The organism is Peribacillus sp. FSL P2-0133, from assembly GCF_037975445.1.
GTDB classification, from domain to species: domain Bacteria; phylum Bacillota; class Bacilli; order Bacillales; family DSM-1321; genus Peribacillus; species Peribacillus simplex_E.
Map to the genome: position 1 here is coordinate 2,946,597 of NZ_CP150254.1, position 24,827 is coordinate 2,971,423.

Genomic DNA, 24,827 nt, shown 5'->3' on the forward strand with positions numbered 1-24,827 from the left:
AACCTTATTCAGATAATTTTCAAACAAATAATACAAGCACCTTGCAACAGCCTATTTAATAGGTAAGCAAGGTGCTTTTTTTCGCTCAATTTCAGGGCAAAGTCTGATGGCTTTTCGACTTGTTTCATTTGAAAAGAGAGCGATATAACCCTCCAAAAATTCGGAAAATCATTCCCGGACTTCTCGAGAAAAATGTGGAAAATGACCTTTTTTTGAGTCGGGAAATGACTTTGTTATTTCTCTTATTTTGCTAAAGCATCTGTTACTTCAAATTTTATTTTTTACTTCCCCGGGACCAGATAACCACTGGAATCAATAATAAAGATAATAACCCTCCAATAAATGATAATGTTGTATAACTTGAACCAGCCACAATCATTCCGGATAAGGCTCCGCCAGAAGCTCCTGATAATGCAATTAAAACATCCACTTTACCTTGAGTTTTAGCACGAGTTGAAGTTTCAGTTGAATCAACAATAAGAGCAGTCCCACTTATTAAACCAAAATTCCAACCTAATCCAAGTAATGAAAGAGCAATTACTAGGAGAATCATGGAATCACCTGGTGCAATCGCTGATACTAAGCCTGCCAGAAGCAAAGTGGACCCAGAGGCAATAGCCATAGCAGTACGACCAAACTTATCAACAAGGACACCTGTAACTAGTGAAGGGAGATACATGGCACCTACATGAAATCCAATTACAAGACCTATTTCACCCAAGTTATGTCCATGATGTCCCATATGAACTGGTGTCATTGTCATGATAGCCACCATTACGATTTGAGTAAGAACCATAATTGTCGCACCAACAATAATACCTCTTTTGTTTGCTATTTGTTCAGTATCCGTCGAATGTTCTATTCGCTTACTTTCTTGGTTGGACGCTTCTATCGTTCTTGCGATAACTAATGGGTCTGGGCGTAGCATGACGAAAAGTACAAGACCTGCCAGGATAAATGCTGCTGCTGATAAAATGAAAGGACCAGCAAGTGATGGTATGCCAATAGAAGTAGCAAACCCCCCCATTACATTCACTAAATTTGGACCTGCAACTGCACCAAATGTTGTAAACACCATTGTAATACTAATAGCAGTAGCTCGTTGTTTATTGTTCGCTAAGTCCGTACCAGCGTAACGAGCTTGTAAATTTGTCGCTGTTCCTGCACCATAAATAAGCAGGGAAGCAAATAAAAGGAAAACACTATTTATTATAGCTGCAGTTATGACTCCTATTGCCCCAAGTCCACCTATCATAAAACCAGCTGTTAGACCTGTACGACGACCGTAACGTTGAGAAAGTCTCCCTACGATTAAAGCAGCCCCTGCAGACCCTAAAGTAAATAAACCCGAAGGAAGTCCAGCAAATGCATCTGTGCCAAGCATTTGTTGTGCAAGAAGTGCCCCCACCGTAATTCCAGCCGCTAATCCAGCACCACCAAAAATTTGTGAAATACTTACAATAATTAATGTGCGTTTGTATAACATTTTTTGTTTTTCTTGAGAATCTACATAACTCTGATTCAATTGATATGCTTTATTAGACATTTGTTAATACCTCATTTATCATTCTGTAATTTCCAATCATGTACACCTTCCTCTAGACGAAATGCATTAAAACCTTTGGATCTTAAAAGTTCAACAGCTTCCACTGACATTAAACAGTAACAACCGCGACAATAAGCAACAACATCACAATTGCTTGGTAAAGTTGAAAGTTTCTCGCTTAACTCTTCAATTGGCATAGAAACTGCACCAGGAATATGGGCTTCTTCATACTCCTCCATAGGTCTTACATCCAACAAAATAACTTCACCTTTATCCATCCGATCTTTAATTTCTGAAAGTGAAATCCCATCCATTTCAAGATTGACATTTAAGAACTTTTGCTTGATTTGTTGAACCTGTACAAACTGTTTTTCTGATAATGTATGCAAGGAAGTTAAAAAATCCGAAATGGCTGCATCTGCTAGTTCGTAAATGACGTAGTTCCCTTTCTTCTGAAACTTTACCAATCTAGAATTAGCAAGGGTTTGTAAATGTTGAGAAACATTCGCCACAGACATATTAGCAGCTTTAGATAATGCCTCCACCGACTTTGGACCTTGAGATAAAATATCAAGAATTTCCAATCGTTTTGGACTAGAAAGACTTTTACCTATTCTTGCGAACTCTTGATACAATAAATCTTTTAAATATCGTTCATTAAACATGTAAAATCACCATCTATCTATTCAAATGTTTTATTGAATACTTGAATATTAATCAAAACCATAAGAATTGTCAAACAATTCCTTGACTAACCGTTTGTTAAAAGTTCCCCTTTAGTTCCATAATAAAAAGACGCCTTAAAGACAGCCCTGATCATCAGCTAAGGCACCTGTCAGTTCAACAAAACCAGTATTTTACCGTGAATTATGTTCATTAAAAAATCAGACAAGTGGGAAATCCATTAGTTCCTTAGCGCTTTTCTGACTTTCTTTGCAAAAACTAATGGATCATCAACAGCTTCGATATTAACGTAAATCAAATTCGGATTATCAAATAGCCACTCATTGTGTATGGATGAAACTATTATTCCTTGTTTAAGAATCAAAGCAACAAAATTCTCGACTTCACTTTGCAAGAGTGCAACCCTACCTAGGCACAATGCTCGTCCAGTCTGATTATCTCTTGATTCAAATGAGAAAGAAGAGGTTACTCTAAAACGTTTTCCTAAAATTTTTGCTTTTATTTCATTTCGATTTATGGTTGTCACACATTTTCCACCCGCAAACCCTTCTTGTCCGCCGATAATTCTAGCAAACTTTTGACAAATTAATTCATCATTAGATGCCATCTATTCGTCCCCTCCCTAATATTAATAGGATATGAATCAATGAATAGATCCGAAACGGATATGAATCTATTTTGAAATGAAAATTATTTTTATATCTTATTTAAACTATCCTGCTCCTGTTAGCTCCATAAGAAAAGAGCTGATCATCAAAACTCACTAATGAACTAATGCACCCGATGGTTGTATAAGAAAAGGAGCTGCTGATCAGCTTCTGATAATGAAATATATCACCCGTTAATTCAACAAAATCACTTAACTTTATTATGCAGTTCAAATGACTCATCAAAGCCATCCCATTTTACAATAATTTGTATAACTTCATCTTTACTTACTTTTGATCCACCTTCTGAACTTCCACTATTTGTAAATACCTTTTCGCTAGGTGGTTCAGTGTATGTCTCTGTTTTACTACCGCTTTCAGTGATTGTTTCATAAGTGTATTCAAGTTTTTTCATGGAAGACAGCTCTTCCAAAGACCCCTTATATTTTAATATAAGTTCATAGCTATCTTCGTTAGAGTATGCAGTTTTACCGTCATCTTCTTCCCATAATTCGGTTCCTTTATAAGAATATTCGGCTTCCCAATGTTCGCTTTCTCCTATGAATTTATAATCATTGTTAATGGTTTTCGGATTATTATCTTTGTTAGTGGTGTCCGAACCACAAGCTGTTAAAACCATTATTATAAATAATACGGTGAGTATTTTTTTCAACTTCACTCCTCCTCAATGATCGAATTGAATCCTTGTTCAATTTTACCATTTAAAGGGTTTCGGTTGGATTTCTATTGGGAAATTTTTTTGCACCTATCCTCCCCCTTTATTTTTATCAATACTTTTATCAATAGCAATGATATTCTCTTTTTCTACAATCTTTTTATAATCTTCACTCTCAACCGTTTTTTGAACCATTTCACTTAACATAATCTATTCTTCAGAGGAAGGTTCATACCATTGTTCAGCCAGAAACTATTTTCCGAATATATACAAATTTGCTCCTAAACTTATTATCAATAGAAAAAGCAAAATCTTATTCTTCATATATCCCTATACCTTTGTCTTTCTCGATAGTCCCCGCCTCGTGTAATTCATTTAAACGACTTAAACTCTCTTCTTTATTAAAAGAACTATGCCAACGATAATCATATTGATCCAATATACGGTAATGGTTACTAATCAAATTTTGTTGCAAACGAAAATCCCCTCTATACTCGATTTCTTTCCACCATATCTTACCACCCATTGTTTTTTCTTTAGGCGTACCACCATTTTTTATAGCAATTAACTGAACAAATTCAACTGGATTGTCACCAATAGATGCTACCAACAATTGGCTATGATTAAACAAAGCACAAAATGCAACAACGGTGGTCCAATTGGCTTCTGTTCTTCTTTTTTCAATTTGAACTAGTGTTTTTTTTGAAATCCCTAGAATTTCAGACATCTTATCTTGAGAAAAACTTTGTTCTGTTCGGACAAGTTTCATTTTTTCTGATATTAAATTGATGAATTCTTCTTTTTCCATATATACTAAATACTCCTTTTTAGTGTAATTTTACACTAAAAGTATTATTTTTCAACAAAAAATCCTATTTTTGAATAAAAAGCAACTTTAAAACAGAAAAAAGCATGAAATAACTTGCTCTAAATAAGTTTGAGATGGGAATATTTCTTAATTAAAGCTTGTTGAACTAACGCCCCGTTAGCTATATAAAAAAAGAGCTGCCGAAGCAACTCCCTTATTGAAGTAAAGCACCTGATTGTTGAATAAGAACAATAATTATAAACTCATTAAATTCACAGTAACAATTATTGCTAATGAAGCCCATACAAGAAAAAGGATTGCAGCAAGATGCTGGGATACTTCCTCTTTTATAGCTTTTATTAATGTTAATATAAAACTATATCCAAAAATGAAAAATAAAATTGTATATAAGAAAAACAATATATACATTCCTTTCGTAATACGTTAGTTCTATAAGTCTTGCAGAGGTGACACAAACTGTGAGGTAAAATTTAAGTTAAAAAGGACAAAAAAGATTACTCTTTCTTATCCTTTTCAAGTAACACAATTATTCTATCAAGTTTTTGTTCGATACGATCTGACTTGCTTGGCTGTTTAGTAACGAGTGACCGTACAAGAAAAAACACTCCAGAAAATATCCCAAATATACAAATAAGGAAAAATATCGAATATATTGCATCGCCGCCATTAATGGTCATAATAGTTCCCACCTTTACAGATTGACTAAGTATACCATAATTATCCAAAACACAGTTCGACTATACAGCGCTTAATGAATTAACCTCCAGTTTTTAGCCTTGAAATAAAGTTTGATTAAATTAATGAACCTTGTAAAAAGCAAATAGAAAAAGCGTGTTTTGAAAAAAAGATCGATCAAAACACGCTTTTTCTATATTCAATTGAATCATTCTTTTATAAAAAAGTTTGATCATTCCGTGATTCTTATGCCATTAAAGCGCCCGCTTGCTGAAAATTTTTACTTATATAGAGATAAAAACTTCTTATTTTTCGGCAGTTGCGAAATTCCCCATTGAAATGGAGAGTCTATTCCAACTATTAATTTGATTGATCAAAATAACAAGATCTACATAGTCTTTTTCACTAAAATGGATACGCACTCGATTATAAAGATCATCAGGTACACCCTTAGTTGGAACTAACGTCACATGTTCAGTTAATTCTAATGCCGCTTTTTCAGCATCTGTGTAAAAATTACAATCTCTCCATGCACTTACGCAGTATAAACGCTGTTCCGTTTCACCCATTTTTCGTGCCTCAGAGGTATGCATATTAAGACAAAAAGCACAGCCATTAATTTGAGAAGCACGGATTTTAATTAGTTCACGCAGTTTACGGTCTATTTCAGTAGATTTAGTATACTTCTCCATTTCCATCATAATGTTAATTGCTTCAGGTGCTACTTCAAGATAATTAATGCGTTGTTCCATTTCCATTCCTCCTAAAATAATTAAAAGCTTATATTACCCAAAAGAGGGAATTATATTAATAAAGGACTTTTTGAAATTCCATGTTACATTCCCCTTTTCAATGAATTATATATAATGCTATTATTCACTTCCGTTGTCATTTCGAAAAGGTACAGTTTATACTATTTAAAAATGACAGATGAGGTGCATAGAATGAAAGAACTTGTATTTAATGTTGATCGAAATAGCACTCTTCCTATGTATCAACAAGTTTATCGCTATATTAAAGCCCAAATTGTCTCAGGTAAAATTGCAGAGAATTCGAAATTGCCATCTGTTCGGCAGCTTGCAGAGCTGCTACAAGTGAGCCGTAATACCACACAGCTGGCGTATGAACAATTACAAGCAGAGGGTTACATTCGCAGTGAATATAAAAAAGGGTATTATGTACAAGCTTCTATTTCGGAACTATTATCTATTTCCGAGATAATCCCTCATACCAAAGCTTCCTCCAAGAATATTGTAAATCCTACAATTGATTTTCAAGCTGGAGCTGTAGATGGAATCAATTTCCCTCTTGCGAAATGGCGCAATCTTTCGAATAAAGTCCTAAAGGATAATCTGATTTATCAATATGGAGAGAATCAAGGGGATTTATTATTACGGGAATCTTTAGCAAAGTATTTATTTCAATCTAGAGGGGTAAGAGCAACCAGTGACCAAATTGTTATTGGTAGTACCACACAGCAACTTTTGACGATCTTATCCATCCTTTTAAAAGAAGAACATACTCAAATCGCTGTAGAAGATCCCGGATATAATGGGGCCAGAGAACTTTTTTCATTACAATCCTATTCAGTTGTCCCCATACCAGTTAAAGAGGACGGTATTGACATCACACACTTAGATATGTGTAATGCCCGGTTGGTTTACGTAACACCATCACATCAGTTTCCACTAGGGATAACAATGCCTATCAACAAAAGATATAATCTAATTGAATGGGCTGAAAAAGTGAATGGATATATCATTGAAGATGACTACGATAGTGAATTTCGCTATAAACAGCAGCCTATACCTTCATTACAAAGTTTAACAAACAGCGAGCATATCATATACTTGAGTACTTTTTCTAAGGCATTATTGCCTTCCATTCGGCTTAGCTATATGGTGTTGCCAAAAGAAATACTAGTTAGATATCATCAAATTTCATCATTACTACAGCAAACAGCTTCAACACTTCACCAACGTACAATCCATCATTTTATAGAAGAAGGACATTGGTATGCCCATTTACGTAAAATGAAAACAATATATAAACGGAAAATAAAGGTGTTATGTGACACCATTCATATGCACTTTAAAGATACTGTAAAAATAATAGGTGGCTCCTCTGGCATCTATATTGTCATTGAAGTTGCAACAAAGCAAAGTGAAGAGTGGCTCGTCAAAGAAGCGCTCAAAAACGGCGTTAAAGTATATCCATGCTCCCCATTTTACATGGAGAAATTCCCGAGTCACCCCACTATTCAACTCGGTTTTGCCGGCTTAGAAGAATTGGAAATACGTAAAGGAATTGAAAAGTTGGCAGACGCTTGGTTAAATATAGAGTGAACAACCTATTAATGAGTATTTTATTGAATTATTCATCCTTAAAAACAGCATTTTCCAGAAAAATAAAAGACCATCTCTTAAAAATTGGTTTTCTAGAAGATGGTCTTTTACGAATATTTTTTTCTATCTTTTTTGCAAATGACCAAAGTATTTTCAACCTTTATTTTAAATCTACACCAGCCTGTATTGTTCAACATCCTAAGACCAATTGTAGAACCAAGAGCAAACAGCACTCGTTAACTAGCCTGCCCTTCATTTCCATAAGAAAAAAGCTGCCTTAAAGACAGATCCGCTCTACAGCTAACTCACCTGTTAGCCTAATACTGACATTACATATACCAAATCAATTCATTTTTCATTTTCTTACCTTGTTTGTCTTTCTTTTCTACGACCACCCATTTATCAATTTCCTTAGCCACATGCAAAACTATATTTGTTCCATCAGACCTTTTAAAAAGAATGTATCCTTGGTTACCCTTAATGAAAGTAACTGGATCTATGACATTTTTATATGGAGGTTTTATATTAGAATTTAAATCATTTTCTATAATGTCAGTTACAATATCTGAAAGAACTTTGTATTCTTTTTGTTTTTCTGATTTATATAGTAGTTGTTCATAACTATATTTTGAAAAGGATTCCAACCTTAAATTGAATGTTTGAAGTATATCTAACAGAACCTCCTTGTAAAATTCATTAATTTTCTTTTCCTCTTCATCCCCTTTATGAATAAAATTAATCATTTTTACACCAAAAGGGCTTACATCAAAAGTGATAGTTTCTTTGCCATATGGAGGATTATGAGCGTGTTCAAATGTAATTACTTGAACTGTTACCCAAAAACTAAAACCTCCTTCACTTTTCCTAATTAACCTTATGATTTTGGCATCAAATAAACCGTACTGTTTATGATAGCCATAATAATTAATCACTTCTTCTGAAATATATGGGTCAAGTAAAGTCAATAATGTATCATAAACTAACTTATTATTTAATTCAGTTTTTGCTGAAGTAATCATAATAGGTCGAACACTCAATAGTAACAAACTTATGGACAGACCTAAGAAGAATTTATTCAAGATATAACCTACCTAATATTTTTTAGGTTTACTGTTCCCATAAGTTTTAAAAATAATTATTTGTATTTTCTTTATGAACTAAACTACCTCGATAGCTCCATAAAGAAAAAGCTGACTTAAAGACAGCTCTGATCTTCAGCTAAAGCACCCGATAGTTCTATAAGCTCTAAATATAATTTTATTAAAGTCTTCCATCTAAACCGTCACTTTTATGAAATACCCCTTCTTAATCGATTTCTTCTCCTCCATAAAAAATAAATGAATATTGAAAGGAGCAATAAACTCGTAATTACATAAATACTATATGTTGACATATATAGTTCAACATTGTTCCAATTTTCCCCTAATATTCTTCCTAATGTGATAAAAGTAAAACTCCATATTAATGCACCAGTATAGGCGTAAACAACAAATTTTCTAAAAGGGAAGCGATTGACAGATGCTATATACGCTGTAAGGTGCCGTACCCCAGGAATAAAATAACCAAATAATAAAAGATAGGGTCCAAATTTCTTGAATAATTTCTTTGTTTTATTAATTTTTTGTTCGGTTATGTGAAGTTTTGGTCCAAACTTTTCTAATAAAGGCAACCCAAATTTATAACCAATGAAGTAGCTAAGCGAAATCCCCCCCGTTGCTCCTACAAAGGCACTTACTATTGAAATTAAGTAAGATAATTCACCCTGAAACACACTGTAACCAATATATGTAAGAAGAACCTCATCTGGTATAGGAAGTCCTACAATACCTCCGATTAAAGCAAATATTATTCCGAAGTACCCATAATGTTCTAGAAGGTAAGCAACATGATTTTCCACTTTCTCACTCCAACTTTTAGGTAATGTCTAACAATCATTTCTGATTATTTATTATCAGCAGTATTTAAATAATAAAAAAGAAAATTTACTCTTCATTGGGGATAATACCTTTAACAATATTAAAGGTATTATCCCCAATTTTTGATTTCTTATTGCACAAAACTGCCCCGTTAGTGGAGGAATGCTGCCCAGTTTAGTAGGTTTCACCCTTATCCACTACAGAGTAAAAGAATCAATTCTTACCCTCTCTTAATTTGACCAAGTTGTACCAGCTTACTCCACCATGCTTTGATTCAGACATGCCATGGCTAACAAATCCAAATTTTTCATAGAAAGAAACTAATTCCTGTTTACATGTTAAAGTGATTCCTTCTCTTCCATTTTCTTCTCCAAGTTTTTCCATTTTCTTAATTAAAATCTTTGCAATTCCTTGATTTCTAGCCTGTTTGGACACTGCTAACCCTAAAATACTCTGATATCCTCCTCTTTTCGGATTCTTTTTGATTTCCTCAAAAAGATCATCAGTTATATAAGGTTGATTAATAATAGGACCATTAATATAACCAAGTATTTCCCCTTCCTTTTCTGCCACAATAAAGGTATCAGCTATCAACTGAATCCTCTCCACTAATGCTTCTTTTGTGGCAGCTTCTTCTATTGAAAAGCCTTCATTCTCAATAAATAACAGCTGTTCTAAATCTGTAGTTTGAACATTTCTTAAAGAAATCATCTTGTCTAAAACCCCTTTCCTAACTGGATTGACCTAAAAACATTAGTAGTAATAATTTTATGGGCTTTACTACTAAAACAAAAAAATGTTTAGGATCTAAATAATAAATAGTTTAGAAACTAAACAATATTTTGTTAAGAAAGCTTTAATTTATGTTTGACTACTTCCACATCTTTTTTTTTCTATATCAGGCATATCCAACACCTCAGTATACTTTTGCATAACTTTATAAAATAGATTAATCTCTTCAGGAGTAAAACTCTTACGCAATGTTTTATCAGCCCAGGTGAGTTCTTTAATATCATAATCTTTATGTGCTTTACTTAGAAGTTTTCCTTTATCAGTGACATACAAATGTACGTTCTTGGCATTCCCAGCTTCTTTTTTTTCGTATAATCAAACTTCGCTTTTCTAGTTTGGTAATAATCTGTGATACAGCACCTTTTGTACGCTTCCACTCCGACGCTACTTCAGTAACAGTGATTCCCGGATTCTCTTCAATAACCGTAAGAGTATGTACTTCAACCATATTAATGATTTCCCCTGTACCATAATCACGAGCTGTTTTTATATAATCATTGTAATTCATAACAAATTTATAGATAATATTCGCCTTTGCATCTAATTCATGATACTTAGCATTTGTTTGAATCACATTTTCAGTATCTTTCATTTCGCCTCACAACCTTTCGACTATAACAGTAAATTACACAATATTAGTTTTTTTATTATATCATCATGCATTAATCTTTTAGTCTTTCTACTTTATCCTCTATGTGGTCTTAATTTAACTTCATCTCTTTTTGACCAAGTTCCATTTAATCACTAGATTGAATAATTAAAGGTTCTTCTCCATGGAAAGTTTCTTCTTAAGCTAACCTGTCCCGCCAGTCCCAATAGAAAAAAGCTGCCTTAAAGACAGCTCCGCTCTACAGCTAACGTACCCGTTAGTTCATTAAGAAAAGCTTATGTGAGTAGTACAAACTGGACATGCGTTAAGCTAAAATGCCGACAGCTCGAATCACGCTTTTCTGGTCGAACCTAGAACCTCCAAATAATGCTGATTGTACATAATGCCTAGGATGTTCCCAAAGGGATCAACCACGGAGGCAGTAATGAACCCCTCACCGCGAACTGTGGGTGCTTCGTGTTCTTTCGCTCCCATGGACAACAGCTTCTCGAAAGTTGCTGTCACATCATCGACGTGCCAGTACACGACAGCACCACCGGCCTGACCGGTCGACGAACCATCGGGCGCGTAGCTGCTATCGATCAGGCCAAGCTCGTGCTGGTAGTCGCCGATGCGAAACTCGGCATATCCTGGGCGTTCGAAGTATGGGTCGATACCCAACAGCTCGGCGTACCACTTCTTCGCCGCCACTAGATCAGCCGCCCAAAAACTGACGGTGGTAAGTCCTCGTAATGTCTTTGTGTCGCTCATATTCGATATCCTCCTCAATGTCGAGTATGTAACTGTACTTTAATATTTAGGGTCGCCGGGTTATTTCCTAGTTGCTGTTCCAATAGCTATTGTTAACGTCTAATGCTAACAACAGTATGTCAGTGGAGGTGAATATTTTTCAAAAGTGCTTTGAACATTTATTCCTTTGATTAACTTCGATTTCCTTACGAAAGATCCCTTCTCTTATTCAAGAAAATGGCCCAATTGTTGAACAAAAATCAAACTGCACGGTTGAACTAGCTTGCTTTTAGCTCCATAAGAAAAGAACTGCTGATCAGCTCCTGCATTGAAGTAAAGCACCTGTTAGTTCTATAAAGAGATTTTATTTTTTAACCTGTTTATTTAAAAATACAAGAAATACTCTTTGAGATTTTTCCTTTTTTATAATTCTTTTTACACGCATTGTACTTTGTAAATACTGCCTAACATTTCTATTTACAAAAAACAGTCGATGATATTTTTCATCTTCGTAAATATTTTTAAACCAAGTGTGATTCTTGAGCATTTCTATATTTCGATCAATTTTTCGAGTATCCAAAGAATTATCACCGAATCCTGCGGAAAAAATGCCTAAAAGAAAATCTAACATAGCTAAATTATCCCCCTGAATATATTCAACTACTTGTACAAGTAATATATAGCATTTTTATGCTTCGATGATTTCTTGTTAACTAATCTGCCCCTACAGTTTAAGTACATGCTTTCACAATCCCAATAGTGTAGAGCCTTTTGAGACACAATCTAATCACATAAAAAATAGAGTTCAATATTCTCATATGACTTGTATCAGAGCGCTTATCCTTTTCAGGATAGCGTCCTTTAATGGAATAGCTTGAATTTATCCTCATTCTTATAAATTTCACTTATTTCAGTTCAACTAACGCACTCCTTTAGTTTATTTACGCTCGTTTTCCCGGCCTAATTTGGTACTAATAGACGGTTCTATTCATATTCTTATAAGAAAACAATGAGAAGGAGTGCAAAGTCAGTTGATAAAAGTTAAGGTTGGTTTACGGCCCATTGTAAAGAATATAAATTTACCTACTGTTTTAAAGACAACTATACTTCCAGGTGACTCAGTTGAAAGATTATTTATTGCAACCCAGGTAGGAGAGATCTTTTACATAGGAAACGGAGTTATAAGGACTTTTTTAGATATTCGCCAGCGAATCCTAAAACTAGGTACTTCTGGTGGCGGATATGATGAACGGGGATTGCTGGGGCTAGCGTTTCATCCCGAATTTTATTATAACGGTCTGTTTTATCTTCATTATTCAGTAGCTGGAACACAAGGACCAGGTGCTCTTCCTGAATCTTTTAATCCTGACCCGTGTGATCCTAGAACTTTAAACCTAAGGTGGATGAATAGAGAAACTCAATATAATCATATTGATACAATTGAAGAATGGATTTTACAATCGAATGGTCAACCCCAAAAACGACGGACTTTACTTAACTTAAGAAGACCATTTTTAAATCATAATGGGGTCAATAGTTTAAACTTTTCACCTGAAACAGGAAAACTTGTTTTAACAACCGGGGATGGTGGATCAGGCTATAGTCCATTTAACTTAAGCCAGGACGATCTGGAAATCGCCGGTAAAATAATTGAAATTGATGTAGATAAGAATATATCCTTCAATAATCCACCCATTGTCACACGTTTTAATGAACTTCCCACAACTATTCAGGAAACGCTCATGGTAATGGCCAAAGGGGTTCGCAATATACCAGGCATTTCATTTCAAAGGTTTTATAATCAGTATATTAAATATGCGGGAAATGTCGGCCAAAATTTGGTCGAATCGATTTTTTCATTCGTTCATTATAAACCAATACCGGTTACTGAGCTTGTTCAAGCTTCTTTCATGAATTCTGAAGCTGACAAAGAAGGATTCATTAACTTTGGCTGGCGAGGTTGGGAAGGTTCTTTTCCTACTTCGATTATAAGAGGCTGCACTGAAAATCAGACCTTGGATGAGAAAACAATTGCATATTTCAATGAAGCAGTAACACTTTCAGCGAGTCGTCTTCAGCCTTTAACCAGTTATTTTCATAAAGATACCAGACCCGATAAGTTTGGAGGAACTGCACTTACAGGAGTGCAAGCCTATATGGGGAATACAATCCCTGGTTTAACAGGAAGCGTTGTGTTTACCGATCTTGCTCGGAAAGAATCTCAACCTCAGGTTAGAGGGGCTTTAGCTTATACCACCTTAAGACCAAATGGTGAACAAAATGATTTTAGTGTGATACAAACCGATTATGATTTTGGGTCTCAATCAGCCTATTATGTTAGTTTGGGAACGAATCTGAATCAAACCAGCTTATATTTAGCGGTTTATGGCTCTATGAAAGTGACTGATTTTAACCAAGGCACTGTTTTTGAATTAGTTCCATGAAAACAATAAATTTCCACTTATTCTTGATAAATCTCTTACATGGATCTAATGAACCGAAATTAAAACCATGTGATGGAGAATCACTAAATTATAATCATTTTTAATCTTTTAAAAATGATTATAGCAATTTCAACCCATAACCAGCTATAAATGATGGCAAATAAAAAGCCAAATATAAGAAATGAAAAGGAAACAGAGACGGCTGGACCTAAAACCGGAAAGTGAAAAATAAATATTAGACTTATAATTCCTAACATTAAAAGAATGGCACCAGTAGCAATAATACTTAACCTCTTCTTAAAAAGGCAAAAGGATGCCCCTATTCCAAGTCCTAACAATCCTGTTGTAAAAGGAAATATAATTAGTTCAGTTGGCTGTAGGATGAATAACAGCATAATTGTCAGAAAGCAGGACATTGCTCCTAATGGAATGGAAAACATGGAACATAACAGGATAGGTGCAGTGGCCAGCGGACTTATAAAATATCCTATCCCTGGTAAAACCCCAGCAGCCTGCAGAATAGCAGCAATACAGGCAAAAATAGACACTAAAATGAGCTTCATCGTTTTTTTATGTTTATTGAATATTATTTGAGATAAACGAACCTCATCAGAAATAGGTTTAAAAAAATACACCTTTCCACCTCATTCTAAATGGTTTATGCGTTACTTTACATTATATTTACCATTTATTAGAGGTGGAACAATTATTATTAATCCAAGCATCAATATCCTCTGTAATGAAAAAATAAGCTTAATAAAAAACCTCTCTAAACCTTGATCAATCATACAAAGTAAAGAAGTCCATTCGCGGAGGAAGTAAGTAATTTCCTTTGCCTATAAAAAAACAAGGCCTTATTGGCCCTGCATTTTATTCGACTATTACTTTCCCAACCATTCCTTCCTGGAAATGGTACCGACATATCAGTTCATATGTACCGGGCTGTTTCGGATTCACGTTAATGTTTTTTTCTTCACCTGGCTGGACCTCAACGTCAATTCCGAGCTTTTCAACTGTGAAGGTGTGCTCTTTACTGCCTTTGTTTTTCAATATCACCGTTGTGGCTGTTCCATTCGGAATAGTGATGACTTTCGGATTAAAGAAATCATCGTTCAACTCGAACTCAATCGATTTCCTTGTCTCCATAGGCTGTGTTACAACACCGGATTCGGCAAATACACCGAGTGGGCCTAGTGTTGTCACAACTACAAACATTGCAAGTACACCGACCAATCCTGTTACCCACTTTTTCACAGACATTCGCAATCCCTCCTTTCCTCTATTTTTTTCTAATTCATAAAATATTATTACTATAAATTTGGTTGCGTGCTTTCAGATAGTAACTTTTTTATCTGAAACAGTGAAAAGAAAAGGATCTACTCTAATGACGTTCTTCTAGAATCCTATTCTTATGCAACTAAACTGCCTGTTTAGCTCCATAAGAAAAAGAGCTGCCAAAGCAACTCCCTTATTGAAGTAAAGCACTTATTATTTGAATAAGTAGTTACCTTTTATTTCTCGTTTAATTGCTCTAACCACTCTATAAAATAGAGGTCTAAGATTCTTTTAATGATTAAGTATTCACCAAAAACAAATCCCATTGACATTCAATATCTTGTGCTATTCCTAAAGCCATTTCATCAAATTCATTAAATTCTCCAGCTTCATCTCCCTCAAAAGCCAGTTATGCAAGTCCTTGTATTTTCCCCTTCATTCTTTCAATGAACGGAGAGAAATTTCATCGGGATACTTCTGTTGGATATAGCGTATAAGTGCAGTGACAACTTGTGGACCGGATTCCACTAGCCTGCCTTGTTTAAATGCAGTGAAGTTATCACCTCCTGAAGCTAAATAATTACTAACCGCTACTTCATATTCGTTGTTTGGCTGTATCTCTTGACCTTTCATGTCTTTCAGCCCAACAATGCGGTTGCCAATTGGAGCATTTGGGTCCCAATTATACGTTAAACCAACCGTTTGTAACCTATTTTCATAATCTTTCGCCCACTGCTGTTCTAAAGCAAGTTTTATTTGGTTTCCTGTTAAAATTAACTTACTGACACTATGACCCATAGGCAAGTCTGTATAAAGGTCTTCTACAGTGATGTCCCCTTTTTTTAAATTTTTCCGCATTTCTCCTTGATGGACAAAAGCTATATCTACCCCCATGGCTTCCCGCTCAGATTCTGCAATCATTTTCGCTAATGGGGATTCACCGTTTGCATTTTGATTTCGTGAGATTTCTTCAGGCATTTCTCCTATTATTTGATTAAAATAGCTCCCCAATCTTTTTCTATATTTATTTAGAAGAGCAACTGTTTCTTTATCTCGTTTTATTTTATGATGTGAAGTGACAATAATCTTTGCTTGTTTCTTAACAATATTTTTAGTATGTGGGTCAATTTCAAGATTTACTTGAGAAAAGGCTTTCCCATTAGAATATGCTTGAACGATCAGTTTACCGGCTACAACGGTATTGGCATATTCATGGCTGTGACCGGCAAAAATGACATCGACCTCATCATCGATTTTTGGAGCCATCTCCACTAAAGCTCCACTGGAATTTGCTCCTGACTGATCTGATTTAGCTGATTCATGTGCAAGTACAACAATTACTTTAATCCCTTTTTCCTTTAAAAGCTTAACGGTTCGGTTAATGACTGAAACTTCATCCGTAATTTCTACTTCTTTTCGATTTTCAGGTGCCACATACAGGTTGGTCTCTTTTGTGACGACACCGATAAATCCAATATTAATTCCGTCAATTTGTTTAATAACATACGGTGGTAACAAGGGTGTACCCGACTTTGTATCGATGATATTTGCAGAACTGTAAGAAGTATTGGCTCCTTGAAAATAACCTGTTTTTTTATTGAAGCCTCCATAAATAAGACGTTTCATTTCATTTACGCCTTGGTCTAATTCATGATTTCCAGGTGTCCCGACATCAAAGTGCAGGAGGTTTAAAAACTCGATCGTGGGTTCGTCTTTAAATTGAGAAGAGATTGGAGGACTTCCTCCTACCATATCACCAGAATGAACAAGTAGTGTATTCGGGTTTTCTTGTATATATTTTTTTAAATAGGCAGCCAGGTATTCAGCCCCCCCTGCCATGGTTCCTGAAACCATTTGATATTTGTTTAGTTGGCCGTGAAAATCATTAACGCCTAACAATTGTACTTGAATGAGGCGGTTGGATGTGGAATGATTCGTTGTGGAATGCTTGGATGAGTGTGCTGTGATTTTATAAGTTACGAAAATGATAATAAATACCAAGATGAACAAAGAAGTTATGGCCTGAAATTTTGACAACTTCCGATCCCTCCCTCTGGATGTAAATTAAGAATAACTCTAGAATTTTATATCCGTATAAAGGGACCGTGATTTTTTGTTATATTTTATATAACGATTGTTAAATTAAGCCAGCATGTGCATATCTTTTTAAAAATGTTCATAACCCGATAGTGAAAAAAATGTTACTGCTAATTACAGTTAGTATTGAAATCTGCTCCGTTGTAAAAGTAGTTCAACAAAAAGAGTGTAAATCCTTAATGGATCAACACTCACGTTAGTGCAGTAACATTCAACGTTATTTTTTTAGGTTTTCCTTCATTAAAAAGGAAATTTTTTGCTCATCTGTATTTTGGATCTGTTCCAGCTGATTAATAACCAGCTCTTGCCGATGTAAAGAATGGTTTTGACTTAACTTCGCTTTCCCCTCTATCTTGTTGATTTTTATTTTGAAGCCTTGAATTCCTTTGTTCATCCCAGCGAGAAAGCCAGCATCTAAATCTTGCAAATTGTATGAACTATCAGGGGCTTCATACTTCAATACCATGTCATCCAAGGTATCCGTTAACTCTTGTTCATCCTCAATAAGTTCAACTTCGCCGTATACATGAACAGTCACATAATTCCATGTTGGTACTGCTTGGTTCGTCTCATACCAAGAGGAAGAGATATAACAGTGAGGACCATGAAAGACTGCTAAGACTGTTTGATTTTCAATATCTTTCCATTGAGGGTTCGGACGAGCAAAATGACCATACAAATAGGTTTTCTCCTTATTCAACAGCAGTGGTAAATGTGTAGCAAAAGGCATGCCTTCATGCATTGAACACAATGTTGCAAAACCATTCTCCTGTATTATATCGTAGGCTACTGCTAATTCTTTTATTTCAAATTGTTTAGGGATATACATAAAAAATCTCCTTTCATCCGTCAATATTATTCCATTCACAATCATAGCGTCTTTTACTAAGTGCCCATCCTCATTTCTACCTTGAATACCCGAGAACCTCATCTGTAAAATATAGTATTATACAAACTGACATATAAAAAGGTACAATTCTAAATAAATAAACATGTCAAAGGAGATCTTAAATGATAAATACCATCTTTGCTTTTAAGGAGGATTCTCCCAGATACAAACAAATTTACGAACAGTTTAAGTTATTTATTGAACGGGGTGACTTACTTGCTGATGAACAATTGCCCTCCATCCGTCAACTTGCAGATTCCCTTCAAGTAAGTCGCAATACGACATTAATGGCTTATGATCAACTTGTAGCTGAAGGCTATATTCGTGGAGAAGGGAGAAAAGGTTATTTTGTAAATGAATTAGAACCACTTTTATCCCATGATGAGTTAATTCCTCATAATAAAACGCAAAGAGAGCCAGTTACACCTACCCTCATTGATTTCCGGGCTGGTGCCGTAGATCAAGCACATTTCCCTCTGAAAATTTGGAGGAGGATTGCCAATCAAGTATTAACGTTACAGGAGAGTTTTCAATATGGGGAACCCTTTGGTGAGGTGTGCCTACGTGAACAAATTGCCACATACTTACTCCAATCTCGTGGGGTGAAAACAAATGCAAATGCCATTATTATCGGCAGCAGTACCCAACAAATGCTTATCAATCTTGGACATATACTGAAGGATGATTTTCCAAGCATTACAGTAGAAGACCCTGGATATGATGGCGCTAGGGAAGCTTTTCAATTCCATTGTTTTACGATTGAAACTTTACCAGTTTATGAGGCAGGTGCTGATTTTTCACAATTGGAACAAATCAAATCACGATTAATCTATGTAACACCTTCCCATCACAGTCCATATGGGGTAAGCATGTCCATTCACCAACGGCAAACGCTTATTCATTGGGCTAACAAGATGCCAGGGTATATTATCGAAGACGATTATGATAGTGAATTTCGTTATACGCAACAACCATTTCCAGCTCTCGCTTCCATTGATTCTGCAAGAGTCATTTATCTAGGGAATTTCTCAAAGTCCTTTCTTCCAGGAATTCGTTTAAGTTATATGGTGTTGCCCGAGCCGCTTTTAAACCGTTATATAAATCAATTTCTTCATTTCGAGAGTACCACTTCACTTCTAAGCCAACTCACAATGGCTAAATTTATGGAAGAGGGAGAATGGAATCGCCATATTAATCGTATGCGTCTTGTTTATAAACGAAAAATGCAGCACTTGGTATCAGTATTAAAAAAGCAATTCGATCAACATATATCCATTATCGGTAATCAGTCCGGTTTGTATTTATTAATCAAAGTACACCTGAACCGTTCAGAAGAATGGCTAATAGAGCGCGCTTCCTTTCATGGTGTTAAAGTGTATCCTACCTCACTCTACTTCATTAAAAATAATACCGATAAACCAATTATCAAACTTGGTTTCAGTAATCTTTCTTGTGAGGAAATCGAGCTTGGCGTGGAGCTCCTAAAAAAGGCTTGGTTATCCCCGTAATTGCAGCTTATATCAAATAATGGCGGGGCAAATCATGGACTTTTAAAACACAGGTCCTTATTCCACTGACATGCCCCGTTAGCTCCATAAGAAAAGAGCTGCTGATCGTCACAGCTCTCTAATGAACTAACGCACCATGGACTTTAAGTACAATCCTTTACAAACTGAAGAGAAGCTGCCAATATGACAGCTCCGTTCCGTTCTTTAATTCTTGATAATCCGTTTCATTTCGGTCCTGACTTATTTTATATGCAGCCTAAATTTCTCCCGCCTTAATCTTAAATCAAACTATACCTTTCAGTTCACTTTTACATAATAATCCACCCTTCCAAAAAAGTTAGATGAGTGTTTTTGTCATTATAAAGTCCATTTGTTCCTCATCACCCATATAAAAAGAATGGGCACCAGTTTGAACAAACCCAATTTTCTTATAAAAAGCAATAGCATTTTCGTTTTTTTCCCATACGCCGAGCCAGATTTTCTTTTTATTACGTTCCTCCGCAATTTCCATAGCTTTATTTAGCAGATATTTACCAAGCCCATGTTTTTGAAATTTGTTTTTTATATAAATCCTCTCGATTTCAAGTGATTCATCACCCATTTCTTCAGTCTGAGCATCATTGGTATTGACCTTTAAATATCCAGCGACTTGATTATTAAAATAAACAAAAAAGAATTGCGAAGAAATATTGGATAATTCTTTTTCTAATTGTTTTAAGTTAAATGCCCTTTCCAAATAGGCATTCATATTTTCAGGTGTATTCTGATGCTTAAATGTCTCATTAAATGTTTCATAACTAATTTCTTGAAGTTCGCGTGAATCTTTAAGAGTACACTTTTTAATATTTTTAGTCATTTAAATATGTCGCTCCTTTATATAATCAATAATTTCTCTAGTTTTCCTTTTTAACAAACTCCCAGTCTTTTTCTATATTTTTTCTTACTCTTTGAAGAAGATTGAAAATGGTTTCTACTGCTCTTTCGGAAAATACTTCTATGCAATGATTGTTATGTTTTTCTCCTTTCTTTTCAATAAAGCCATTAATTTCAAGTTCTTTTATAGCACAAGCTGCTGTTGTTCGATCTACTTTTATCATCTCAGCTAACTTTTCTTGAATGATTCCTCGGTTTTCCCATATTCGCACAAGGTAAAAATACTGTCCTTTTGTAAGGTCATATTCTTTAAATTCTTTTTTACTTATAGAATCTAATGCCCTTGCCATCATTCCAATTTCACGAAGAATTCACTTCATAATTAACTCCTTAGCTTGGATTTTTGTTGTAAATGCAATAAAAATAGCATATATTAAATTTAACCTTACTTTGTTGCGTTTGCAACAAAAAAAATAAAGATAAAGGGGTCGAGCAAAGTGAAATATGTTTTTTATGTATTAGGAATTTTAATACTAACTCTTGGTATTTCTTTCACTATACAATCAGACCTTGGAACTTCACCATTTGATGCACTTTTGGTAGGACTGTCCATAAATGTGGGGCTTACTGTCGGAAGTTGGGAAATAATAATAGCTTTAATATTGATATTTTGTAATTCATTTTTAAAAAGGCAAAGACCAGAAGTTTTGGGGTTGTTAACAGCATTTATAACGGGTATTGGTATTGATATGTGGCTTTTTTTATTGCACAATTTGATAACACCTGAACTATGGTACAGCAAAGTTTTTTGTTTTGGAATCGGCTTGGTTACTATAGGATTAGGAACTGCAACATATTTGCATACAAATTTTGCACCGATTCCAGTTGACCGATTAACATTAATCATACAAGAATTAACTAGAACAAATATATTTTATTCGAGAACATTCATTTATCTCGTATTCTTGATAATGGCAATGATTTTAAATGGACCAATTGGCGTTGGAACTTTATTAACCGTTTGTTTAGGGGGGCTAATACTTAATTACTTTATGCCATTTACTGAAAAAGTATTAGACCGCATATTAACACACTCTAGTCCATCACCAAATTATGATAAAGATAAAAACCATTCAATATAGTATGCTCCCTATTTTTCTTGTTCAACTAACCTGTCGCTATAGTTGCATAAGAAAATGAGCTGCCTTTAAGGCAGCTCCGATCCTCAGCTAACGCACCTGTTAGTGCCATTATTTTAAGAATTGAAGCCATTTATGTTCTGGTTCGTGCAATTGTATAGCATACTGAAGCCATTTTTTCCTCTGGTTATCTAGATTGTCTAATATCGTCATAAAGTCTTGATGGTCTTTTTCTCTTGTGTTTTTTACTTTATATAAAAGTACAATTTCTGGATTTAGATAAGGAATGCCTGTATCAGAATAACTCCAAACTGACTTAAGCGGATGAGAAATCGTTAAATCCCTTCTGAATTTCCAATCATAAAACCTTGTTTCATTTAGAAGAACTTCTAATTTATCTCCATTTGACTTATTCAAAGCGTGTATTTCGTGAATAGGTAACTCTAAAAACTCATTTTCCCAAGTATAGAATTTACCTTTAATAACCTTTTTAAAATCCCATTCTTTAAGATTTTCCTTCAAATATAATTTGTCTTTTCGAAATAGTGCAATCTCTATATCTTGATGTTGTCTTGTTTCTCTACCAATAAAAAGATCAATTGCCCAACCACCTGCAAAGAACCACGTTTTATTAAATCCTGCCATTAAAGAAGTAATGCTATGACATTGCTCAAATGACATATGAACCCCCAGACTAAAAAACTTATATCCTTATCTATTCTTTTTCTATTTTGAATAACCTCTATACTGAAACCTTCTTCAACTAAACTGCCCCTTTAGTTGCATAAGAAAAAGCTGCCTAGAAGACAGCTCCGATTTTCAGCTAACTCACCCGTTATGGCAACAAGAAAACAGCTTACTAATAGAGTTTAGAGATTTATTTCAAGCACCTATTAGTACAATTATTATTTTTCCCTAAGATGATTTAATAGTGCACTAGCTAATAAAAGTATTGATAGGCCAGTCCCTCAACTATCAGGTCCTACATCGAAGAAAATTGGATAAACAAAGTGATTTAAAACTATAATGATTACGGCAAATGTAACCAAAGAAATATTTGTTTTCTTCAAAGGAAAAAACCTCCCATAAAATACCGAAAGTATGTAAAAATTCCCCTTTTAAATTATACCCTGGATTGCAACACTCTTCCTTTAACCCAGGAGCTGACATTGAGGCCGAAAATATACGAGTAACTGCTTGGTTCGGTTCAGGCTCTTCTGCAAAGAAATAAGTGTCTCCTTTGTTTCCAAAAATCGCCTTATCATCAAGACCAGGCAATACCTTTTCTTGTCCATGGCTATCATATATAAAATCTTTTTTACTCATATCATAAAATATATTCAAATTCAAATACAGGACATGTTATGTGTTTTTATTAAATAGCTTCAAATTCAAGAACCTAATAAGAAAGGTTACTAAGACATTTCCAAAAATAATAAAAAAAGTTAAAATTACCCACAACAAACTGATTTCGGCATGTATAATGATAGATAGCAAACTCACCATTGTTTTGCAGCCAAACTGTTGAATAAAAAGGAGTGGCAATGTTGGAAAGGAAAAAAATCTTCTATTGGATCATCCCGATGCTATTAATTGTCTTTTTAGGAAATGCTGTGTACGCTACAGAACAACAAGAAACATCTAAAGTGAAACAATCTTCCGCATTAAAGGAGCAATTCTACCTAGAAGATGTAGTAAAAATTTACGTACCATCTACATATAATGTTAACCAACCAATTGATAATACTCCATATGTTAACAAGTCGTTAGAAGAATTCTCAAGAATGTTTGGAGGAGCAACAGCGATCGATGGGACAGGATCGTGGTTATCTGATGATAATCAATTGGTCAAGGAGAAAGTAACGATTGTATATAGCTATGCAGAAGATTTGGATAAGAAAAAAATTAATCAAGTAGTTGCCTATGCCAAGTCTCTAAAGGAAGAGATGAAACAATCATCAGTATCTCTTGAAGTAAATGGGAAGATGTATTTTATTGAATAACTGATGTAAGAAGCCTAGAGATTTTATATCTCAAGGCTTTTTAGTCTTTAAGAATAAGAGTTTATTGGTGAAATGAAGGTTCCAATAGGGTAAGCTGTCCGTTGTTTATAACGAAACATAGTTTTTACGTGAAAATTCCTGCTGTTATTCAATTATCTGGCCCAATTGTTAACAAAGGTCAAACAGCACTCTTCAACTATCCTGCCCCGATAGTTCCATAAGAAAAAGCTGCCTTAGAGACAGCTCCGATCTTCAGCTAACGCACCCGTTTGTTGAAGATGATTATTATCGGTAATTATTGTGAACAGGGTTAAACAATTCTTCATAAGAATTTCTAACAAGTGAAAAATTGTCTACATTATAGTGACCGTGAAGGGTTTCATTGTGATGAAGGATTATTTGTTTTGCAGATAAGTTTTTGGAATCAGAAGTAGAATGTCCATCACCAACTAATGTCACATCAAAATGATTGATTGTTGCTGTTCTAACAGCTGTATCAATACAATGTTCCGTCTTACATCCCATTATTACAATATGATCTACATTGTTTTTACTTAAATGTTCGAGTAATGGAGTGCCATAAAATGAATTTGTGGCAGCTTTATCAAATATGATAGCAGTTGATGGTACTTTAATATCCCTGTGTATCTGGAATCCAGGTCCTTCTCCTTTTGAAACATCTAAATCTCTTATAAAAACAACGGTGATACTTTCATTTATCGCTTTTTCAATTACAGTATTAATGTTATTAACGATTTTTTCTTTCTCAAAGACTCCTTGTTCTTCTTTATTACCTTCTATTAATTCCTGTTGAGCATCGATTATCAGTAATGTTTGTTTCAATATTTTCCCCCCTAAAGTTATTAGCAGTTAGTTTTTTCCTGTTTTTCATTAAATATCAGATAGTATTTTAAGCACTTCTTACTAAGCTCTTTATATTTTCGTCAAAAGATTTACTAATACCTTCTTGAACTATCCTGCCCCTTTAGTTCCATAAAGAAAAAGCTGCCTTAAAGACAGCTCCGATCTTCAGCTAACGCACCTGTTAGTATGGTGCGATTCTTATAAAAGAATCGCGCGTTTAATGGAAGCAAATTCATTTTTTGTTCATAATCTGCTTAACTACTCATGGAGACGTTATATAAGAATA

Annotated in this window: 28 protein-coding genes; 5 read left to right on the forward strand and 23 right to left on the reverse strand. The window is 34.7% G+C overall.

Annotation, left to right across the window (positions count from 1 at the left end):
* Positions 1 to 274: 274 nt before the first annotated feature.
* From MKY17_RS14105 to MKY17_RS14135, 7 genes are all read right to left on the reverse strand, one after another.
* Complete coding sequence (locus MKY17_RS14105; protein ID WP_339200097.1) at positions 275 to 1,546, reverse strand: MFS transporter; 1,272 nt, start codon at positions 1,544 to 1,546, stop codon at positions 275 to 277.
* Between the two features lie 11 nt (positions 1,547 to 1,557).
* Positions 1,558 to 2,211, reverse strand: a complete 654-nt coding sequence (locus tag MKY17_RS14110; protein ID WP_098373260.1) for a metalloregulator ArsR/SmtB family transcription factor — start codon at positions 2,209 to 2,211, stop codon at positions 1,558 to 1,560.
* Positions 2,212 to 2,450: 239 nt separating this feature from the next.
* On the reverse strand, positions 2,451 to 2,837 hold the full coding sequence (locus MKY17_RS14115) for a DUF1259 domain-containing protein (RefSeq protein ID WP_141992093.1): 387 nt from the start codon (positions 2,835 to 2,837) through the stop codon (positions 2,451 to 2,453).
* 248 nt (positions 2,838 to 3,085) lie between these two features.
* Positions 3,086 to 3,550 carry a hypothetical protein gene (locus tag MKY17_RS14120; RefSeq protein ID WP_339200098.1) on the reverse strand — a complete coding sequence of 155 codons (465 nt, stop codon included), beginning with the start codon at positions 3,548 to 3,550 and terminating at the stop codon, positions 3,086 to 3,088.
* Positions 3,551 to 3,866: 316 nt separating this feature from the next.
* On the reverse strand, positions 3,867 to 4,361 hold the full coding sequence (locus MKY17_RS14125; RefSeq protein WP_339200099.1) for a transcriptional regulator: 495 nt from the start codon (positions 4,359 to 4,361) through the stop codon (positions 3,867 to 3,869).
* Between the two features lie 515 nt (positions 4,362 to 4,876).
* Positions 4,877 to 5,059 carry a DUF4083 family protein gene (locus MKY17_RS14130; RefSeq protein ID WP_098372434.1) on the reverse strand — a complete coding sequence of 61 codons (183 nt, stop codon included), beginning with the start codon at positions 5,057 to 5,059 and terminating at the stop codon, positions 4,877 to 4,879.
* Positions 5,060 to 5,362: 303 nt separating this feature from the next.
* Positions 5,363 to 5,809: a carboxymuconolactone decarboxylase family protein gene (locus tag MKY17_RS14135; RefSeq protein ID WP_339200100.1), complete on the reverse strand. Its 447-nt coding sequence runs from the start codon at positions 5,807 to 5,809 to the stop codon at positions 5,363 to 5,365.
* A 192-nt stretch (positions 5,810 to 6,001) separates the two neighbouring features.
* Here MKY17_RS14135 and MKY17_RS14140 point away from each other — a divergent pair, with 192 nt between their 5' ends.
* Positions 6,002 to 7,402, forward strand: coding sequence for a PLP-dependent aminotransferase family protein (locus MKY17_RS14140; protein ID WP_339200101.1), 1,401 nt, complete (start codon positions 6,002 to 6,004; stop codon positions 7,400 to 7,402).
* A gap of 329 nt (positions 7,403 to 7,731) precedes the next feature.
* Here the strand turns inward: MKY17_RS14140 and MKY17_RS14145 are convergent, their stop codons facing one another.
* The 7 genes from MKY17_RS14145 to MKY17_RS14175 form a co-directional block, all read right to left on the reverse strand.
* Positions 7,732 to 8,481, reverse strand: coding sequence for a DUF3888 domain-containing protein (locus MKY17_RS14145; protein WP_142323985.1), 750 nt, complete (start codon positions 8,479 to 8,481; stop codon positions 7,732 to 7,734).
* A 209-nt stretch (positions 8,482 to 8,690) separates the two neighbouring features.
* A complete protein-coding gene (locus tag MKY17_RS14150; protein ID WP_339200102.1) occupies positions 8,691 to 9,299 on the reverse strand; it encodes a DedA family protein in 609 nt (202 codons plus the stop codon).
* 232 nt (positions 9,300 to 9,531) lie between these two features.
* Positions 9,532 to 10,029 (reverse strand): GNAT family N-acetyltransferase, encoded by a 498-nt coding sequence (locus MKY17_RS14155; protein ID WP_339200103.1) that lies wholly within the window; start codon positions 10,027 to 10,029, stop codon positions 9,532 to 9,534.
* Positions 10,030 to 10,179: 150 nt separating this feature from the next.
* Positions 10,180 to 10,383, reverse strand: coding sequence for a hypothetical protein (locus MKY17_RS14160; RefSeq protein WP_260399873.1), 204 nt, complete (start codon positions 10,381 to 10,383; stop codon positions 10,180 to 10,182).
* Positions 10,370 to 10,702 (reverse strand): helix-turn-helix domain-containing protein, encoded by a 333-nt coding sequence (locus MKY17_RS14165; protein WP_286177153.1) that lies wholly within the window; start codon positions 10,700 to 10,702, stop codon positions 10,370 to 10,372. The genes MKY17_RS14160 and MKY17_RS14165 overlap by 14 nt, the downstream gene beginning before the upstream one ends.
* A gap of 348 nt (positions 10,703 to 11,050) precedes the next feature.
* Entirely contained in the window at positions 11,051 to 11,470 is a 420-nt protein-coding gene (locus MKY17_RS14170) for a VOC family protein (RefSeq protein WP_098372429.1), read from the reverse strand.
* 343 nt (positions 11,471 to 11,813) lie between these two features.
* A complete protein-coding gene (locus MKY17_RS14175) occupies positions 11,814 to 12,080 on the reverse strand; it encodes a hypothetical protein (protein WP_142323984.1) in 267 nt (88 codons plus the stop codon).
* Between the two features lie 400 nt (positions 12,081 to 12,480).
* On the opposite strand from MKY17_RS14175, the gene MKY17_RS14180 reads away from it, so the two are divergent.
* Complete coding sequence (locus MKY17_RS14180) at positions 12,481 to 13,893, forward strand: PQQ-dependent sugar dehydrogenase (protein ID WP_339200104.1); 1,413 nt, start codon at positions 12,481 to 12,483, stop codon at positions 13,891 to 13,893.
* An 83-nt stretch (positions 13,894 to 13,976) separates the two neighbouring features.
* Here MKY17_RS14180 and MKY17_RS14185 read toward each other — a convergent pair whose 3' ends face one another.
* The 4 genes from MKY17_RS14185 to MKY17_RS14200 all read right to left on the reverse strand — a co-directional run bounded on the left by MKY17_RS14185 (position 13,977) and on the right by MKY17_RS14200 (position 18,094).
* Positions 13,977 to 14,528 (reverse strand): hypothetical protein, encoded by a 552-nt coding sequence (locus MKY17_RS14185; protein ID WP_339200105.1) that lies wholly within the window; start codon positions 14,526 to 14,528, stop codon positions 13,977 to 13,979.
* A 235-nt stretch (positions 14,529 to 14,763) separates the two neighbouring features.
* Entirely contained in the window at positions 14,764 to 15,153 is a 390-nt protein-coding gene (locus MKY17_RS14190; protein ID WP_098372426.1) for a cupredoxin domain-containing protein, read from the reverse strand.
* A gap of 450 nt (positions 15,154 to 15,603) precedes the next feature.
* Positions 15,604 to 17,205 carry a bifunctional metallophosphatase/5'-nucleotidase gene (locus tag MKY17_RS14195; protein WP_339200106.1) on the reverse strand — a complete coding sequence of 534 codons (1,602 nt, stop codon included), beginning with the start codon at positions 17,203 to 17,205 and terminating at the stop codon, positions 15,604 to 15,606.
* 277 nt (positions 17,206 to 17,482) lie between these two features.
* Positions 17,483 to 18,094 carry an FMN-binding negative transcriptional regulator gene (locus MKY17_RS14200; RefSeq protein ID WP_141994953.1) on the reverse strand — a complete coding sequence of 204 codons (612 nt, stop codon included), beginning with the start codon at positions 18,092 to 18,094 and terminating at the stop codon, positions 17,483 to 17,485.
* A gap of 182 nt (positions 18,095 to 18,276) precedes the next feature.
* On the opposite strand from MKY17_RS14200, the gene MKY17_RS14205 reads away from it, so the two are divergent.
* The gene (locus MKY17_RS14205) at positions 18,277 to 19,662 is read left to right on the forward strand and encodes a PLP-dependent aminotransferase family protein (protein WP_339200107.1); all 1,386 of its coding nucleotides are present in this window, start codon (positions 18,277 to 18,279) and stop codon (positions 19,660 to 19,662) included.
* A 337-nt stretch (positions 19,663 to 19,999) separates the two neighbouring features.
* Here MKY17_RS14205 and MKY17_RS14210 read toward each other — a convergent pair whose 3' ends face one another.
* Entirely contained in the window at positions 20,000 to 20,518 is a 519-nt protein-coding gene (locus tag MKY17_RS14210) for a GNAT family N-acetyltransferase (protein ID WP_098372422.1), read from the reverse strand.
* A 37-nt stretch (positions 20,519 to 20,555) separates the two neighbouring features.
* The gene (locus MKY17_RS14215; protein WP_339200108.1) at positions 20,556 to 20,888 is read right to left on the reverse strand and encodes a MarR family transcriptional regulator; all 333 of its coding nucleotides are present in this window, start codon (positions 20,886 to 20,888) and stop codon (positions 20,556 to 20,558) included.
* Between the two features lie 144 nt (positions 20,889 to 21,032).
* On the opposite strand from MKY17_RS14215, the gene MKY17_RS14220 reads away from it, so the two are divergent.
* Positions 21,033 to 21,677, forward strand: a complete 645-nt coding sequence (locus MKY17_RS14220) for a YitT family protein (RefSeq protein ID WP_141994950.1) — start codon at positions 21,033 to 21,035, stop codon at positions 21,675 to 21,677.
* Between the two features lie 108 nt (positions 21,678 to 21,785).
* On the opposite strand, the gene MKY17_RS14225 is transcribed toward MKY17_RS14220, so the two are convergent.
* Together MKY17_RS14225 and MKY17_RS14230 are read right to left on the reverse strand one after the other, a co-directional pair.
* The gene (locus MKY17_RS14225) at positions 21,786 to 22,355 is read right to left on the reverse strand and encodes a hypothetical protein (protein WP_339200109.1); all 570 of its coding nucleotides are present in this window, start codon (positions 22,353 to 22,355) and stop codon (positions 21,786 to 21,788) included.
* Positions 22,356 to 22,649: 294 nt separating this feature from the next.
* Positions 22,650 to 23,024 (reverse strand): hypothetical protein, encoded by a 375-nt coding sequence (locus MKY17_RS14230; RefSeq protein WP_339200110.1) that lies wholly within the window; start codon positions 23,022 to 23,024, stop codon positions 22,650 to 22,652.
* Positions 23,025 to 23,218: 194 nt separating this feature from the next.
* Between MKY17_RS14230 and MKY17_RS14235 the strand changes: the two genes are divergently transcribed.
* Complete coding sequence (locus tag MKY17_RS14235) at positions 23,219 to 23,677, forward strand: DUF3574 domain-containing protein (protein ID WP_339200111.1); 459 nt, start codon at positions 23,219 to 23,221, stop codon at positions 23,675 to 23,677.
* Between the two features lie 285 nt (positions 23,678 to 23,962).
* On the opposite strand, the gene MKY17_RS14240 is transcribed toward MKY17_RS14235, so the two are convergent.
* The gene (locus MKY17_RS14240; protein WP_098372418.1) at positions 23,963 to 24,520 is read right to left on the reverse strand and encodes an isochorismatase family protein; all 558 of its coding nucleotides are present in this window, start codon (positions 24,518 to 24,520) and stop codon (positions 23,963 to 23,965) included.
* Between the last annotated feature and the right edge of the window lie 307 nt (positions 24,521 to 24,827).